The organism is Bacteroides intestinalis DSM 17393 (genome assembly GCF_000172175.1).
In the GTDB taxonomy this organism is placed as follows: Bacteria; Bacteroidota; Bacteroidia; order Bacteroidales; family Bacteroidaceae; genus Bacteroides; species Bacteroides intestinalis.
The window spans coordinates 649140-666623 of the sequence record NZ_ABJL02000008.1 but is presented as its reverse complement, the minus strand read 5'-3'; the positions used below and the strand labels follow the sequence as shown (position 1 = coordinate 666623).

The 17484-nt window shown below is 44.5% G+C and carries 15 protein-coding genes; 7 read left to right on the top strand and 8 right to left on the bottom strand.

The window, feature by feature from the left end; genetic code table 11:
- Positions 1 to 8: 8 nt before the first annotated feature.
- The gene (locus tag BACINT_RS12290) at positions 9 to 1163 is read right to left on the bottom strand and encodes a dicarboxylate/amino acid:cation symporter (protein WP_007663494.1); all 1155 of its coding nucleotides are present in this window, start codon (positions 1161 to 1163) and stop codon (positions 9 to 11) included.
- A 127-nt stretch (positions 1164 to 1290) separates the two neighbouring features.
- On the opposite strand from BACINT_RS12290, the gene gnd reads away from it, so the two are divergent.
- The 3 genes from gnd to pgl are packed head-to-tail and all read left to right on the top strand — an operon-like array spanning position 1291 to position 5004.
- The gene (gene gnd / locus BACINT_RS12285) at positions 1291 to 2778 is read left to right on the top strand and encodes a decarboxylating NADP(+)-dependent phosphogluconate dehydrogenase (RefSeq protein ID WP_007663492.1); all 1488 of its coding nucleotides are present in this window, start codon (positions 1291 to 1293) and stop codon (positions 2776 to 2778) included.
- 40 nt (positions 2779 to 2818) lie between these two features.
- Positions 2819 to 4306, top strand: a complete 1488-nt coding sequence (zwf, locus tag BACINT_RS12280) for a glucose-6-phosphate dehydrogenase (RefSeq protein ID WP_007663490.1) — start codon at positions 2819 to 2821, stop codon at positions 4304 to 4306.
- Positions 4303 to 5004 carry a 6-phosphogluconolactonase gene (gene pgl, locus BACINT_RS12275; RefSeq protein ID WP_007663488.1) on the top strand — a complete coding sequence of 234 codons (702 nt, stop codon included), beginning with the start codon at positions 4303 to 4305 and terminating at the stop codon, positions 5002 to 5004. Before zwf ends, pgl begins: the two co-directional genes overlap by 4 nt.
- A gap of 33 nt (positions 5005 to 5037) precedes the next feature.
- On the opposite strand, the gene BACINT_RS12270 is transcribed toward pgl, so the two are convergent.
- Positions 5038 to 6084: a DUF2776 family protein gene (locus BACINT_RS12270; protein ID WP_007663485.1), complete on the bottom strand. Its 1047-nt coding sequence runs from the start codon at positions 6082 to 6084 to the stop codon at positions 5038 to 5040.
- 168 nt (positions 6085 to 6252) lie between these two features.
- Between BACINT_RS12270 and BACINT_RS12265 the strand changes: the two genes are divergently transcribed.
- Positions 6253 to 7305 carry a linear amide C-N hydrolase gene (locus BACINT_RS12265; protein ID WP_007663482.1) on the top strand — a complete coding sequence of 351 codons (1053 nt, stop codon included), beginning with the start codon at positions 6253 to 6255 and terminating at the stop codon, positions 7303 to 7305.
- A 227-nt stretch (positions 7306 to 7532) separates the two neighbouring features.
- Here the strand turns inward: BACINT_RS12265 and BACINT_RS12260 are convergent, their stop codons facing one another.
- From BACINT_RS12260 to BACINT_RS12235, 6 genes are all read right to left on the bottom strand, one after another.
- Positions 7533 to 8234 (bottom strand): LytR/AlgR family response regulator transcription factor, encoded by a 702-nt coding sequence (locus BACINT_RS12260; protein ID WP_007663478.1) that lies wholly within the window; start codon positions 8232 to 8234, stop codon positions 7533 to 7535.
- A gap of 64 nt (positions 8235 to 8298) precedes the next feature.
- Positions 8299 to 9363: a sensor histidine kinase gene (locus tag BACINT_RS12255; protein ID WP_007663477.1), complete on the bottom strand. Its 1065-nt coding sequence runs from the start codon at positions 9361 to 9363 to the stop codon at positions 8299 to 8301.
- Between the two features lie 111 nt (positions 9364 to 9474).
- The gene (locus tag BACINT_RS12250) at positions 9475 to 10695 is read right to left on the bottom strand and encodes an ABC transporter permease (protein ID WP_007663470.1); all 1221 of its coding nucleotides are present in this window, start codon (positions 10693 to 10695) and stop codon (positions 9475 to 9477) included.
- 12 nt (positions 10696 to 10707) lie between these two features.
- Positions 10708 to 11454 carry an ABC transporter ATP-binding protein gene (locus tag BACINT_RS12245; protein WP_007663465.1) on the bottom strand — a complete coding sequence of 249 codons (747 nt, stop codon included), beginning with the start codon at positions 11452 to 11454 and terminating at the stop codon, positions 10708 to 10710.
- Positions 11455 to 11461: 7 nt separating this feature from the next.
- Positions 11462 to 12685, bottom strand: a complete 1224-nt coding sequence (locus BACINT_RS12240; protein WP_007663463.1) for an efflux RND transporter periplasmic adaptor subunit — start codon at positions 12683 to 12685, stop codon at positions 11462 to 11464.
- A gap of 28 nt (positions 12686 to 12713) precedes the next feature.
- Positions 12714 to 14141, bottom strand: a complete 1428-nt coding sequence (locus BACINT_RS12235; protein WP_007663462.1) for a TolC family protein — start codon at positions 14139 to 14141, stop codon at positions 12714 to 12716.
- A 191-nt stretch (positions 14142 to 14332) separates the two neighbouring features.
- On the opposite strand from BACINT_RS12235, the gene BACINT_RS12230 reads away from it, so the two are divergent.
- The 3 genes from BACINT_RS12230 to BACINT_RS12220 are packed head-to-tail and all read left to right on the top strand — an operon-like array spanning position 14333 to position 17361.
- Positions 14333 to 14575 (top strand): DUF4492 domain-containing protein, encoded by a 243-nt coding sequence (locus BACINT_RS12230; RefSeq protein ID WP_007663461.1) that lies wholly within the window; start codon positions 14333 to 14335, stop codon positions 14573 to 14575.
- 56 nt (positions 14576 to 14631) lie between these two features.
- Positions 14632 to 16182: a cytochrome ubiquinol oxidase subunit I gene (locus tag BACINT_RS12225; protein WP_007663459.1), complete on the top strand. Its 1551-nt coding sequence runs from the start codon at positions 14632 to 14634 to the stop codon at positions 16180 to 16182.
- A 33-nt stretch (positions 16183 to 16215) separates the two neighbouring features.
- Complete coding sequence (locus BACINT_RS12220; RefSeq protein WP_007663457.1) at positions 16216 to 17361, top strand: cytochrome d ubiquinol oxidase subunit II; 1146 nt, start codon at positions 16216 to 16218, stop codon at positions 17359 to 17361.
- Positions 17362 to 17484: the final 123 nt, after the last annotated feature.

Below are 17484 nucleotides of genomic sequence, written 5' to 3'. Positions count from 1 at the left end.
AACTTTTTTCATTTATATATCTTATCCACTACCAACGCAATCGCCCCGTCTCCCGTCACATTACAGGCAGTACCGAAGCTATCCATCGCAATGTAGAGCGCAATCATCAATGCTTGTGCCGATTCATCGAAACCAAGCATGGACTGCAATATACCCAAAGATGCCATGATAGCACCACCAGGAACTCCGGGAGCTGCTACCATGGTGATTCCCAGCATGAAAATAAAACCGGCAAATAGTGGGAAATCGAAAGGTATACCCTGCATCATCATCAAGGCAAGGGCGCATGCAACTATCTTGAGCGTACTTCCGGATAGATGTATCGTAGCACAAAGTGGAATCACAAAACCTGCTATGTCAGATGATACCCCATTCTTTTTAGTCTGTTCCAATGTGACAGGAATAGTGGCAGCAGAAGACTGTGTACCTAAGGCGGTGAAATAGGCAGGCATCATCCGTCCCAATAATTTAAAGGGATTCTTACGGACGAATAGTGCAGCTATGCAATACTGGAACACTAAAAGGAAGATATGCAGCAGGAAGATCACACCGATTATTTTTATGAAGACCATTAATACAGAGAATACCTGTCCCGAATGTGTCATATTAAGGAATATACCGAATATGTAAATAGGGAGCAATGGCAGAATGACTGCACTGATCATGCGAATAATAATTTCCTGGAAATCGCGTGCAGCATGCTTCAACGTATCGTTTTTCAGTTGAGCAAGCCCAAGTCCTAACATGAAAGCTAATACCAGAGCTGTCATAACATTCATCAGCGGAGGTATGGCAACAGAAAAGAAAGGCAAGATGCCTTGCGCTTCACTGACCTCTTCCAGCGGAACTCCCGATTCTATCAGGTATGGAAATACAGTTACACCAGTAAAGTAAGACAAAAAACCGGAAAACAAGGTTGCTCCGTAAGCAATCAGTGCTGTAATTAATAATAGTTTTCCGGCACCTTTACCAATATCGGCAATTGCTACTGTTACTAACCCTACAATAATAAGTGGTATGGAGAAGTTCAGGAACTCACTGAAAATACCGTTGAACGTAACGAAAAAGCGTACCATACCTCCGGGAAGAAAATTACCCAAAAGAATGCCCAATGCTATGGCTATTATGATACGCGGCAGTAGTCCGATATGTAGTTTTTTCATAAATCTGTATTTAAGTTTTTCAGGTGAAATGTAGTCATGTTTGCAAAAGTACGATTTTTATTCGAAATTCATACGAACAAATGCCCTTGGCATATTGTTTCCATTTCAATGAAACAATAACAAAAAAATGCAAGTTATGACCAAAAACAAACAAAAGACAGACATCGGCTTAATTGGACTTGCCGTAATGGGGGAGAATCTGGCCTTGAACATGGCAGATAAGGGATGGCACGTATCCGTGTATAATCGAACCGTTCCGGGAGTAGAAGAAGGCGTGGTAGAACGCTTTACCAATGGCCGTGCCAAGGGAAAGACTATTGAAGGATATACTGAAATACCCGACTTTGTGGAGTCCATTTCTACACCGCGCAAAATCATGATGATGGTTCGTGCGGGTAATGCGGTAGATGAGTTGATGGAACAGCTTTTTCCGTATCTTTCTCCGGGAGATATACTAATAGATGGTGGAAATTCAAATTATGAAGATACCAATCGCCGTGTGGCATTGGCCGAACAGAAAGGTTTTCGCTTTGTCGGAGCTGGTGTTTCCGGCGGAGAAGAAGGAGCGCTGAATGGTGCTTCTATTATGCCGGGTGGTTCTGTTACTGCATGGGATGAAGTGAAACCCATTCTGCAAAGTATCGCTGCACGTGCTGCCGATGGTACTCCTTGCTGTGATTGGATTGGTCCGGCTGGTTCGGGACACTTTGTCAAGATGATACATAATGGTATCGAGTATGGCGATATGCAGCTGATTGCCGAAGCCTACTGGGTGATGAAGAATCTATTGCAACTGGATAATGAAGAAATGGCTTCCGTATTCGCTCATTGGAATGAGGGTAAATTGCGCAGTTATCTGATAGAAATCACTGCCAACATTTTACGCCATAAAGATAAGGCAGGTGGATATCTGATTGATAAGATTTTGGATGCTGCCGGACAGAAAGGTACTGGTAAATGGTCTGTTATCAATGCTATGGAACTGGGAATGCCCTTGGGACTGATTGCTACGGCTGTTTTTGAGCGTAGCCTTTCGGCACAGAAAAATCTGCGTGAAGCGGCTTCCAAGCAATTCGCTTGCCAGCGTTCACAAGTGGTATATAATAAACCGGAACTGGTGAAGGATATTTATTCGGCCTTGTATGCTTCCAAATTGGTATCTTATGCACAAGGTTTTGCTGTATTGCAAAAGGCATCCGAAACTTACGGTTGGGATCTCGACTTGGCATCCATTGCCCGTATGTGGCGTGGTGGTTGTATTATTCGTAGCGTATTCTTGAATGATATAGCCGCAGCTTTTGAAGCATCACAGAAGCCGAAGCACTTGCTGCTTGCTCCTTACTTCCGGGAAGAAATTAAAGAATTGCTTTCGGGCTGGAAGCATCTTGTAGCTCATGCAATGAAAGAAGAACTGCCTGTTCCTGCTTTCTCTTCTGCACTGAACTATTTCTATTCACTGGTATCTGCGAAGTTACCTGCCAATATGATTCAGGCACAACGCGATTACTTTGGTGCACATACTTTCGAACGTACTGATGAACTTCGCGGGCAATTCTTCCATGAGAACTGGACCGGACATGGCGGAGATACAAAATCAGGTACATATAATGTGTAGTCACTAACTACTAATCACTAACCACTAATCACTAAATTAAATGAGTAAATTTGTAATGATCATATTCGGCGCCTCGGGTGACCTGACGAAGCGCAAACTTATGCCGGCACTCTACTCTCTTTATAAAGATAATCGGTTGCCGGAAGAGTTTAGCATTTTAGGAATTGGGCGCACAGACTACGCGGATGATACTTACCGTGACTATATATTGAATGAACTGGAACATTTTGTCACTCCCGCTGAAGTAGGGATGAAGGAATTCTGTACTCATTTACATTATCTCAGCATAGATCCTGCCAAAGAAGAAGGGTACGAAATGCTGGGCAAGCGTTTACAGGAAATCACAGGTGAGAAAGCTCCGGATAATTTGCTGTTCTATCTTGCTACGCCTCCTTCACTTTATGGAGTTATTCCCCTGCATCTGAAAAAAGCCGGATTGAATCGTAAGCATACCCGTATCATCGTTGAGAAACCTTTCGGCTACGACCTGAAGTCAGCACAAGAACTAAACAAAATATATGCTTCCGTCTTTGAGGAGCACCAGATTTATCGTATCGATCATTTTCTCGGTAAAGAAACAGCTCAAAATATTCTTGCTTTCCGTTTTGCCAACGGCATCTTCGAACCGCTGTGGAACCGTAATTATATCGATTATATAGAAGTTACTGCAGTAGAGAATCTGGGTATTGAACAGCGTGGCGGTTTCTATGATGGAACAGGAGCTTTGCGGGATATGGTTCAGAACCATCTTATCCAGTTGGTAGCTCTTACCGCTATGGAACCTCCTGCAGTTTTTACGGCTGACAATTTCCGTAATGAAGTGGTGAAGGTCTATGAATCCTTGAAACCTCTGACGGATGAAGATTTGAATGAACATATAGTCCGCGGGCAATATACGGCTTCCGGTTCTAAAAAGGGCTACCGTGAAGAAAAGAACGTTCCTGCCGACTCGCGCACTGAAACTTACATTGCCATGAAAATCGGTATCGATAACTGGCGCTGGAGTGGTGTACCTTTCTACATCCGCACAGGAAAGCAGATGCCTACGAAGGTGACGGAGATTGTAGTGCATTTCCGTGAGACACCGCATCAGATGTTTCATTGCCATGGCGGACATTGTCCGCGGGCTAATAAACTTATCCTTCGCTTGCAACCCAATGAGGGCATCGTACTGAAGTTTGGTATGAAAGTGCCCGGTCCGGGATTCGATGTGAAGCAGGTGATGATGGATTTCAGTTATGACCAATTGGGCGGAAAGGCTACAGGTGATGCTTATGCCCGCCTGATAGAAGACTGTATTCAGGGTGATCCGACCCTTTTCACTCGTAGTGATGCCGTCGAAGCTTCCTGGCGTTTCTTCGATCCGGTATTGCGCTATTGGAACGAATATCCGGATGCACCTCTCTATGGCTATCCCGTCGGAACCTGGGGACCTCTGGAGAGTGAAGCTATGATGCACGAACATGGTGCTGACTGGACCAATCCGTGTAAAAACTTAACGAACACTGATCAATATTGTGAGTTATGAAAACTTATATCTATAGTACAGCTGTTGAAACGGCACGAGCTCTTATCAAACACATCATAAGTCTGATGGAGGCAGAGCCGCAAAAGATTTTCCACATAGCATTCAGCGGAGGCAGTACGCCTTCGCTCATGTTCGATTTGTGGGCGGATGAGTTCAAGGATGCCACTCCCTGGTTGCGTATGCGCATCTATTGGGTGGATGAACGTTGTGTGCCTGCCGAAGATTCAGAAAGTAATTATGGCACTATGCGCCGTTTGTTGTTGGATAAGGTTCATATGCCGGAGGAATACATTTTTCCTATCGATGGTAACAATCGTCCCGACAATGAGGCGAAGCGTTACTCCAGTGTAGTACGTTGTCATGCATCTCTCTGGCATGGATTCCCGGCTCTTGACATTGTGTTGCTCGGTGCTGGCGAAGATGGACATACCTCGTCTATTTTTCCCGGACAGGAGCATTTACTTTCTTCCTTTCATCCTTATGAGGTGAGTGTGAATCCTTACAACGGTCAGAAGCGTATTGCTATGACCGGCTGTCTGTTATTCAATGCCAAGCAATTGATCTTCTTCGTTACAGGCAGAAATAAGGCTAATGTCGTGCAGGATATTCTGGATTCGGGTGATACCGGTCCGGCTGCCTATGTAGCCCATCATGCATGGAATGTAGAAGTATTTATGGATGAGCTGGCAAAACCTTAGCCCATCCATAAAAGCAATTATTGAGAGAGTGATTTATGAGTTGGATGTCCCGCTTTCGAGGATGCTGACGATGGAGAACAGTGTGAAGCAGATGCCTCCTAATCCGGCCAATACACGTGCAGGAACAAAGTAAACGTCGTCCAGTGTCGCCATTTCAAACATAAAGGCAGATAAGAAAAGGCAGGTCAGTGCAGTGAGTACTGGAATAAGCGGAATGCGATTCGCCAGTTTGAAGACATTCCGCCAGATAACTGCCAGCAGGATCACTTTACTGGAAATGCTGTAACAAACCAAACCCAGACCTATCATTATATATCCGATGGAGGACTTATCAGGATCGATGTCAGTCAGTATCCAAAGTCCCCAGAGGATACTAAGTGTACCCATTGCCAATACAAGGGCAGGCCACCATTTTCGTTCCGAACCGGTATAAGTGTTCCGTATCTGGCGTGATATGGTAGCTACAAGTGCCACTAAGCTGGTGCATATGCAAGCTAATCCTGCCATAACATGTCCGGCTACGAAATAAGCAACATGAGTGCTGCTTTGTCCTAATAGCCAGAAAGTCCATACCCATGTAATTACAGCAAAGATGACAGCAAGAATAATCAGCGCATCTCCTTGTGCAGATGAGAAAGCTTTTGCCGGTACGGTATGATCCGTTCGTTTTGAGTTTTGTGGGATTAGAGTGAAACGGGTGGATGCAGTGGCAGTGGTAGCTACGCAGGCGGTGATAAATGCTACTCCACAAATGACGTGCCCTGCTACGAAATGGGCGGCAGTAATACCGTCATTTATATAAGTCATTCCACCAATGAAACATACTATTGCAGCCAGATAGCCGAGAATAGGCAATACGTATTTTGCCGCAGTACTGTATGTGTGGATGAGTTGCCGGATGATGGTAGCTGCAGTAGCAAACAATGCAATGCATATCATTCCTAATGAAAATACTACGGGCCCGGCAACAAATCGGTTTACGTCCGTCCCCATGTCGAGCACAAAGGCTCCGTAGCCAAAACAGAAGAGGGCCATCAGCAGTGGGATAGCCCTGAAAAGGATACTAATACCGTAATTCATAACTGTTATCGTTTTTAAGTTTCCCCTTCCAACAGCATTTCTTGTGGTTTGTTTTCAATTTTAATATTTATTTATTTCCGGTAGATAGTCTCCCGGTTCTTTTAAGAACTTTGTAGTCTGTACTTTTGTTAGTATTCATACTTACTAACAACTTAATATCAGATAATTATGTGTAAGACAAATGTATTTTTAATCACCGCGCTTGTGGTTATATTTTCAGTAATACCTCAGAAACGTGTAAGGGCTTGTACACGTGTAGTTTATCAAGGAAACAAAGATATGGTGATAACAGGCCGTACCATGGACTGGAAGGAAGATACCCGTAGTAATATCTGGATCTTTCCGCGAGGCATGGAGCGTAATGGAGAGGTGGGAAAGGACCCGATGCGTTGGAAATCCAAATATGGTAGTGTCGTTACTTCGGCTTATGATATATGCAGCACTGACGGCATGAATGAGAAAGGACTCGTTGCTAATTTATTATGGTTGGCAGAATCGTCTTATCCTCAATGGAATGGTGAAAAACCGGCTTTGTCCATAGCTGCCTGGGTGCAATATATGCTTGATAATTTTGCAACGGTGAGTGAAGCGGTTTCCGAAATAGAAAAGAATACCTTCGATGTGGTATCGGATATGATGCCTGACGGTACACGTATGGCTACTCTTCATCTCTCCATTTCAGATGCTACGGGTGATAATGCTATCTTTGAATATATAGATGGAAAGCTGAATATACACCATAACAGGTCCTATCAGGTGATGACCAATTCACCCGTTTTCGACCAGCAATTGGCACTTGATGATTATTGGAAGACTATTGGAGGAACGACCTTCTTACCCGGCACTAACCGGGCTGCCGACCGTTTTGTGAGGGCTTCATTCTATATTAATGCAATTCCTAAGACCGAAGATACACGTACGGCACTGGCCAGTGTTTTTAGCGTGATACGCAATACTTCTGTTCCGTTTGGCATTAGTACTCCTGATCAGCCGAACATATCTTCAACGCGTTGGAGAACGGTTTCCGATCAAAAGGATAAAGTTTATTACTTTGAATCTACTTTATATCCCAATGTATTCTGGGTTGACTTCAAGGATGTGGATTTTTCAGAGAAAGCACCCGTCAGGAAGTTGAACCTCCTTGATGGTAAGACGTATGCGGGAAATACTGCTAAAGAGTTTGTTACTGCAAAACCTTTCCAATTTTTGGGAATAAAGTGAGTGGAATAGTTGAGATACACAAAAAAGCACTTCCTGTCGTTCGCTCACGGAGGAAGTGCTTCACACAAAAACTAAACTAGACTTAACTAAACTATTCTATTGGGGGAAGTTTCACAACTTCCTTTATCTGTTCGATGCAAAGGTAAAAAAACATTTTTTAATATGCAATAGGAAATTATGTTTTGTCGACAGATTCGGATATTTTATCGACAAATGAATGTTATATTCTAACTTCTTTTATCCAGGAATGCTTGAAATACCTGTTTATAACTATCGCTGACGGGGATATACGTTTTATCGAACACAATTCGTCCGCGGTCAATAACTCTTATTTTTTCTTTCTGGACAATATAAGATCTGTGAACCCGCATAAAACGGGAAGCTGGCAATAATTCCTCCATTGATTTCATACTCATAAGAGATAATATTGCCCGAGCACTATCCTCTGTATAAATTTTAACATAATCTTTCAAACCCTCCACATAAAGTATCTTTTTAAGCTCTATTTGCACCAGTTTATAGTCGCTTTTAACAAATATGCTTTCAATTTCTTCTTTGGGCTGCTGCAATAATTCAAACCATTGCACTGCTTTGTTTGCTGCCTGCAAAAAATCTACGTAGGAGATTGGCTTTAACAGATAATCCAGAGCATTCACTTTATAACCGTCGATGGCATATTGCTCAAAAGCAGTACTAAATATGATACGGGTATGCGGATCTACCATTTTAGAGAACTCAAGGCCATTAAGTTCTGGCATTTGTATATCGAGGAAAAGCAAGTCAACTCGCTTCTCCGGTAGCTCTTTCATAGCCTGTACGGCACTGGAATACTTTCCGTCCAATGTCAGGAACGGGGTCTTATTGACGTAGCTTTCCAATAGGTCTAAAGCTAACGGTTCATCGTCTACTATGGCACAAGTCAGGTTCATAATGTTGAATATTTAGGGGTGATAGGGTTATAAAGTGATAATGTGATATTACTTTATCACTCTATCACTCTATAAACCCTATCACCAATATTGATTTATATTCTTTCCCGTTGTCACTCACTCCCTGTTTCCATTCATACCGACCGGGATAGGTCAGTTCCAGACGTTTCCGTACCTGCTCCAGCCCTATACCACTTCCACTTTTATCAGCTTGGCTTTTGGGATGGTAGCTGTTGGTTATTTCACAGCACACCTGACCGGGACTTTCGCTGAAATGGATGCGGATAAAGCTGGGCTCAGTAGGGGAGATGCCATGTTTGAAGGCATTCTCTATGAGGGAGATGAAAATGAGTGGGGCTATTTCCGTACGGCTATCGGCACGGACATCGATTTGGGTCTCTACGGTCACGTTGGAGGCAAGACGGATACGCATCAGCTCGATATAGTTGCGGATGAAGTCCATTTCTTTGCCCAAGGCAACAAAGTTTTGTTGGTTATCGTAGAGAACATGGCGCAAAAGACGGCTCAACTCTTGGACAGCAGCTTGTGCTTTATCGCTGTCAAAAGCGATAAGGGCATAGATATTGTTCAGGGTATTGAGCAGGAAGTGCGGATTCAGTTGATTACGCAAGTTTTTCAATTCAGCTTCTGTACGGCTTTTCTCTGCCTCACGACGGGCAGCTTCCACTTTTATCCAGCGACCGCTCATACGGATAGCAGCTGCCAGACCGACAGTGAGAACCATTGAGAATACGTCGCGCAGAATAAATATCCAACTGGGAGGTCCGGGACGCTTGGGAGGAGTGGACTTCACATAGGTATGGAAGATGAAATCCTGCCAGAAGTGTACACCAATAGCGGTGCAAAGTATAAGCAGGAGGTTCAGTATGATATATTGTTTAATTCGTCCTTCAAACAGAAAGTGGGGAATAAAGAAGCAGTAGTTTATATAAAACACGATAAGGAACGATATCGGCACTGTACTGCCATGACGCAGGTAGTCTATCCAGCTAACCGTGAATCCACTGCGGTTCATCAGCAGAAATGGAAAGGCAAAAACAATGCCCCATCCGATGATATGAATGAGGACTTCTACAATCCGGCGTGTTTTGGGTTCTTGCATAATCATATTACAAAAATAGGTATTTTAATTATGAATTATGGATTATGAATTATGAATTTTACTGCATCGTCTGCTGCATAGCCATTCATAATTCATAATTTATCATTCATAATTCTCTTACTCGTATCTGATTGCCTCTATCGGATCCAGATCAGCTGCTTTCTTAGCCGGATACCAGCCGAAGAATACACCAGTGACGGTGCAGACAGCAAAGGAGAGGAACACACTCCATGCCTGGATATAGATGGGCCAGTGGGCTACGTTCTTCACAATGAATGAGGCTCCGCAGCCGATGACGACTCCAATGATGCCACCTGTAATACTAATAAGGATGGCCTCAATCAGGAATTGTGAAAGAATATCCACGCCACGTGCGCCTACGGACATACGCAGACCGATTTCACGCGTACGTTCGGTTACGCTGACATACATAATGTTCATGATACCGATACCACCTACTACCAGAGAAATGCCGGCAATACATGCCAAAAGTGTGGTCATCAAGTCAGTGGTAGAATTCAGCATCGTACTGAGTTCTTGCTGGCTACGGATGGTGAAGTCATCGTCATCATTTTCTTTCAGCTTGTGATTACGGCGCAGGATGGTGGTAATTTCGTCCGTGGCATAATCTGTCATGTCTTCGGAGAGGGCAGAGGCAAAGATACCTTGAAGATAGGTAACTGCCAGCATACGTTTCATTACGGTGGTGTAGGGAGCCAGCACGATTTCATCCTGGTCCATACCCATGGAGTTGTATCCTTTCGCTTTGAGCACACCTACTACACGTAGGGGAACCTGATTGAAACGGATAATATGTCCGATAGGGTTCTGTCCGTTAGGGAAGAGGTTGTCTACAATAGTCTTACCTATGATACAGACTTTTGCTGCATTCTGGATGTCAGCTTCGGTGAACATCTCGCCGCTTTCCACACTTAACTGGCGAATTTCGAGGTATTCAGTACCTACACCATTTACGGAGGCAGGATAATTATTGTTTCCGGCAATGAGCTGTCCACTGGACGATACGTTTGGACTGACAGCTGCCAGGAAGTTAGTCTCATCCCGTAGTGCTTCGTAATCAGTCAGTTTCAAAGTCTGCATGGAAGAAGCATCTTGACGGACACCGCCACGCGTATCACTGCCAGGGTGAATCATGATCATGTTCGACCCCATTTCCGATATCTGTGCCTGGATACTTTTCTTCGAACCCTGTCCGATGGCAAGCATGGTGATGACGGAGGCCACACCAATGATGATACCCAGCATGGTGAGGAAGGCGCGAAGCTTGTTGTTGGCAAGGGCGCGGAGGGCTATTTTGAAAAGGTTTGTTCCGTTCATAATTTATATTTCTTAATCTTCATCATTTTTCGGTAATGCTGCCAGTGCCGCTGCTGCCGATAGAATTTTCGTATTCACCGTGTCTTCCGTCACATGCCCGTCACGCAGACGAATGTTCCGGCTACTGTACTGGGCTATTTCGGGATTGTGGGTAACGAATATAATGGTGCGTCCTTCGGCATGTAGTTTTTGGAAAAGAACCAATATCTCAAAAGAAGTACGCGTGTCCAGATTACCTGTTGCCTCATCGGCAAGGATTACCGCAGGGTTGTTTACCAGGGCACGGGCAATGGCTACACGTTGCATCTGTCCACCCGACATCTGGTTCGATTTATGTTCCAGACGGTCGCCCAGCCCTACGGCTTGCAGAGCTTCTATGGCTCGGCGTCTGCGTTCGGCTGCTGAGACAGAAGCATTATACATTAAAGGCAATTCTACATTCTCCACGGCAGTTGTCTTTGCCAGCAAATTATAGCTTTGGAATACGAAACCGATTTTCCGATTTCGTAATATGGCGCGCTGAGGCTTGCTCATGGTACGTACGGATATACCGTCCAGCAAGTATTCTCCACTGGTAGGAGTATCGAGGCAACCCAGGGTATTCAACAGTGTCGATTTACCGGAACCGGACGTACCCATGATGGTGACGAACTCTCCTTCGGCAATGGAAAAGGAGATGCCACGCAGGGCATGCACCGTTTCCTCGCCCACTTGGAAATCACGCCGGATGTTTTGCAATTCTATGACTGTTTTACTCATAATATGATTACTTATTATTTTTCTTTTTATTGTTTCCCGGAGGGCCAGGCATGAAAGGACTTCTTTCTCCTCCTTCCTGTCCTTCGGCTACAGCTGCCTGTCCGCTGCCTGTGCTGATTACTGCATCAGCTACGACTTGCGTGTTTTCATTGATGCCACCTGTAATTTCCGTCATAATTCCGTTAGAGATACCGATGCTGACCGGATGTGCGGTAAACGTATCTCCTTCACGGGTCCATACCTTATGCTCTCCTTCGCAGTCCTTGATTACGGCATCCTTGCCTACCAATGGAACTGCCGGTGTAAAGCGTAAAGCCTTTGCAGGAACACTCAGTACTCCTTGCTTATCCAGTGTATAGATCGTAATGTTTGCTGTCAATCTCGGTTTCAACTTCAAATCAGGGTTGTGGGCGGAGATCACTACTTCATAAGTTACCACAGTGGTAGATGTAGTGGTACTGCTTGAACTGCTGGTTGCTCCAAGACGGATTTGTGTAACTTTACCTTCGAATACATCATTCGGATAAGCATCTACTGTAAAGCTCACACGTTGTCCTTCTTCTACATCGCCTATGTCAGCTTCATCTACATCGGCCACTACTTGCATTTGTGTCAAGTCCGCAGCAATGGTGAAGAGGGTCGGAGTTTCGAAGCCGGAAGCTACTGTCTGTCCTTCTTCTACATCACGGCTGATAACAACGCCGTCGATAGGAGAGGTGATGGTGGCGTACGACAAGTTACGTTCTGCCTTGGCAAGAGATGCCTTACTACTGTCATAGGCGCTTTTGGCTTTCTGGTAGTTGTAGAGGCTTTGCTCGTAATCCGTATCGCTGATGAGTTGCTTCTCGTGCAGACCTTTGTTGCGTTCGTAGTTCTTCTGTTGATATTCATATTCGGCTTTGGCACCATCATAGGTTGCCTTTTGTGAAGCAAGCTCACTTTGCAGGGTCACTTTATCCATTTCGGCAATGAGTTGCCCTTTGGTCACTACCGAATTATAATCTGCATACAGCTTATCAATGATACCACTGACCTGTGTACCTACTTCCACTTCAGTCACCGGTTCAATGGTGCCTGTGGCAGTCACAGAGTTGGAAATGTCGCTACGACTTACGGTAGTCGTCTCGTATACCACTTTCCGTTTTTTTGCATCTCCGCCAAATATCCAGATAGCCATGCCGGCCACAATGATGATGCCGACCGCTACGATGATAATTTTCTTCTTACTCATATCGTTTCTTTTATTTATCACTAATCACTTATAATTGTATTCCCTCTCCCTGGTAGAATCGCAATAACTGTGCATTCAGTATAGCCATATATTTGGCTTGCAATGTTTCCTGTTGGGCATTGAGCAGGTTATTCTTCTCTGTCAGCAGTTCTACTGTATTCTTCATGCCCAGGTTGAACTGCTCTTGAATGAGATCGTAACTTGTCTGTGTACTGCGTAGTTTCTCGGCAGCTGCTACATATTGTTGTTGTGCACTATTGGCATCTAACCATAAACTTTCAATAGTCTTGTATAAGGTCTTCTGCTGATCCTGCAAGTCCAGTTCGCTGGTCTGTTTTTGCAGGCGGGCTTTCTGTACCGCACTTTTGGTTTGACGGTTGTTGAAGATAGGAATGCTTACGGTCAGACCTAATGAGTTGTTCCAGTTATTCTTCACCTGTTCGGAGAAGGAGAAATCATTGCCGTTGGCGTTCGTTGTACCGATACCGGCACTGAGGCTCAGTGTAGGGATATATCCTGCTTTGGCAATGCTGATATCCAAATCGGAAGCCTGTACATTCAGCTTGCCCGATTCTATCTCAGGACGGAAAGTGAGAGCAGCTCGATACACATCTGTTTTGGTGGGCAGGGGCGTCAGCACATTTTCATCACCTAAGGCAGGCAGATAGAGATTCATTTCACTTTCACCATCCAACTCCAGAAGTTGTTTCAGTTGTAATTTGTAATCTTGCAAGGTGGCTTGTGCCGTCACTAACTGATATTTATCAGTGCTGACCTGTGATTCCAACTGTGCGAGGTCGCTCTTGGCGATACTTCCGGCCTCCAGCAACTGTTGTCCGCGATCACGTTCGGCCTGGCTGACGGCAAGAGTATTCTCATTTACTTTAACAGCTTCGGCAGCGTAGAGTATCTGCACATATATTTGTGCAATGCTCTCTTCGATAGAATTTTCACTTTCGGCTACATTGAGTTCGGCAATGCGGTTGTTCAGCTTCTGCTGCTTGATGGTGTTCAGGCGCTTGCTGCCATTGTAGAGGGTCCAACTGGCATCAATACCATAGCTACCGTTGTACGACGTCTTACTGGTGCTACTGGTGATGTTGTCACCATCGATAATCGTATTCGTCTCGCTGTTGGGGCGGTTTACGATACGTTGGCTGACACTTGCCGACAAACTGGGAAACAGGGCTGCTTTCGCAGTTTTCACATCCACTTCGGCGCTTTCCGCACTGATACGGTTACGCTTCAGGGTGATGTTGTGTTGCAGGGCATAGTCAATGCAGGTTTGCAAGTCCCACTGAGAGGGGAGCGCCGCATCGTCTTGCGATGAAGTACTTTGTACTGTGATTTCCTGCGCTGCAGTGGGAGTCGCATCCTGTGCCTGCAGTGTCGTGCTGTCGACACAGGCGCTTGCCACACTGAGTGTTATCACTGTCAATCTTCTTACGTTTCTCATATCTTCGTTATGCTATATTGTTTTACGATTGCGAAGATACAGTGTCGTAAAATGCCCTGCAAAATAGATAGACGGTTCGGAATTTTTCGACGCCGGAATGCTTTTTTGTGTCGATGACTAACTTTTTGCCCTTTTATTTGTTATTTAGAATATAAAAGTTTTATATTTGTAATGATTATAATTTCTCTATTATGAAGAATACAATCCAGAAAATCTGGCGGTTTTACGTCGATGGATTCCGGGGTATGACGCTCGGGAAAACTCTGTGGCTCATTATTCTGGTGAAACTGTTCATCATGTTTTTCATATTGCGTATATTCTTCTTCCCCAATTATCTGAACTCGTCTGCGGTAGGCGAAGATAAAGAGGAATATGTAAGTAGGGAACTTATTGACCGTGCTCTTGGTGATCCTCCTTCTTCCACTCCGGATTGACCAGCGCTTAATACTGTAAATTACTTATAACTTCATAATTAATAACTTGATTTCTTATGCTTGAACACATCAACACTTCTCTGATTGACTGGTCGAGGGCGCAATTCGCACTGACAGCCATTTATCACTGGATTTTTGTGCCGCTCACATTGGGGCTGGCAGTCATCATGGGTATCATGGAGACCATGTATTATCGTACGGGGGATGAGTTTTGGAAACGCACCGCCAAGTTTTGGATGAAATTGTTCGGTATCAACTTTGCCGTGGGAGTGGCCACGGGACTGATTCTTGAATTTGAGTTCGGAACCAACTGGAGTAACTACAGCTGGTTTGTGGGCGACATTTTTGGAGCACCACTTGCCATCGAAGGAATTTTGGCTTTCTTTATGGAAGCTACTTTTATTGCAGTCATGTTCTTTGGCTGGGATAAGGTGAGCAAGAAATTCCATCTGGCATCTACCTGGCTGACGGGATTGGGGGCCACAATATCTGCTTGGTGGATACTTGTGGCGAATGCATGGATGCAGAATCCGGTGGGGATGGAATTCAATCCTGATACGGTGAGAAATGAGATGGTAGATTTCTGGGCAGTAGCATTATCACCTACAGCAGTAAATAAGTTTTTCCATACCGTGTTGTCCGGTTGGGTGCTGGGTGCTGTATTTGTGGTAGGTGTTGCCTGCTGGTTCCTGCTGAAGAAACGGGATAAGAAATTTGCATTGTCAAGCATAAAGATTGCTGCCTGGGTAGGTTTGGTTTCGGCTGTGCTTTCTGCATGGACCGGTGATGGGTCGGGTTATCAGGTGGCGCAAACGCAGCCGATGAAGCTGGCAGCAATGGAAGGTTATTACGAGGGGCAGCAAGGGGCCGGATTGGTAGCAATCGGTATGCTGAATCCTGAAAAGAAGACATACGATGACGGACAGGCTCCTTTCCTGTTCAGGATGGAGATACCAAAGATGCTCTCTTTGCTTGCTGAAAGAAAAATGGATGCATTTGTACCCGGTATTACAGACTTGTTGGAGGGTGGATATGAATTGAAAGACGGTACCAAAGCACTTTCCGCAGAAGAGAAGATAGAGCGTGGGAAGACAGCAATTGCTGCATTGGCAGCTTATCGTGATGCCAAGTCGGCAGGTAACGAGGAAGATGCGAAGATAGCGGCCAAAACGTTGAAAGAAAATGTAGCTTATTTCGGCTATGGATATATTAAGGATGTGAATGATCTGGTACCTAATGTACCGTTGACATTCTATGCTTTCCGTGTGATGGTGATGCTGGGTGGTTACTTTATATTGTTCTTTATTGTAATACTGTTCCTGGCATATAAGCGTGATTTGTCGAAGATGAAGTGGATGCATTGGGTTGCATTACTGACCATTCCGTTGGGCTATCTGGCGGGACAAGCCGGATGGGTAGTTGCAGAGTGCGGACGTCAGCCGTGGGCTATACAGGATATGTTGCCTGTGAATGCGGCTATTTCTAAGCTGGATGTGGGTTCCGTACAGACGACATTCTTTATCTTCCTGGTGTTGTTTACTATTATGCTGATAGCAGAAATCGGTATTCTGTTGAAGGCAATAAAGAAAGGACCGGAGAATAATTAATAATTAGAAATTAATAATTAAAAATTAAAGTTCATGTCTTACGTTTTTCTACAACAATATTGGTGGTTCGTGGTATCATTGCTGGGGGCCCTTCTTGTATTCCTGCTGTTTGTGCAGGGAGGTAATTCGCTTATCTTCTGTCTGGGTAAGACGGAAGAACATCGGAAGATGATGGTTAACTCTACAGGGCGGAAATGGGAGTTCACATTTACGACGTTAGTTACGTTTGGCGGTGCATTTTTTGCATCGTTCCCATTGTTTTACAGTACGAGTTTTGGTGGTGCATACTGGTTGTGGATGATTATCCTGTTTAGCTTTGTGTTGCAGGCTGTCAGTTATGAATTCCAGAGCAAGGCGGGTAATCTGCTGGGAAAAAATACATATCGTACTTTCCTGGTGATTAACGGTGTAGTAGGTCCGGTGCTGCTGGGTGGTGCGGTGGCTACGTTCTTTACAGGTTCGGAGTTTTATATCAATAAAGCCAGTATGACGAATACGGTGATGCCTGTTATCAGCCATTGGGCAAATGGCTGGCACGGACTGGATGCATTGGCTAACCCATGGAATGTAGTGCTGGGATTGGCTGTATTCTTCCTTGCGCGTATTTTGGGTGCATTGTACTTTATTAATAATATTGATGATAAAGATTTGGTGGCACGTAGCCGTCGTTCCCTGATAGGAAATTCGGTGTTGTTCCTGGTATTCTTTTTGTCATTCGTTATCCGTACACTGTTGGCGGATGGATATGCTGTGAATCCGGAGACGGGAGAAATCTTCATGGAGCCTTATAAGTATCTGACGAACTTTATTGAAATGCCGGTGGTGTTGGTGCTTTTCCTTATTGGGGTGGTACTGGTGCTTTGGGGTATTGGGAAGAGTTTGTTGAAGCCTAAATTCGATAAGGGTATTTGGTTTACAGGTATTGGTACGGTGCTTGCAGTGTTGGCATTACTGCTTGTTGCGGGCTATAATCATACGGCTTATTATCCTTCTACAAATGATCTGCAAAGTTCACTGACGCTGGCAAACAGCTGTTCCAGTGAGTTTACATTGAGGGTGATGTTCTATGTTTCTTTCTTGGTTCCATTTGTGCTTGCGTATATCTTCTATGCTTGGAGGAGCATTGATATACATAAGATCGATGAGAAAGAGATGAAGGACGGAGGGCATTCGTACTAAAAGACTATTGATTCATTTGTTTTATATAAGGGATTGTTTTGTTCAGGACTAATGAATATAACGTTTGCTCTTAGGAATAATTGGGTGTCAACCTTGGTTAACAGATCTGTCAACGTTGGTTGA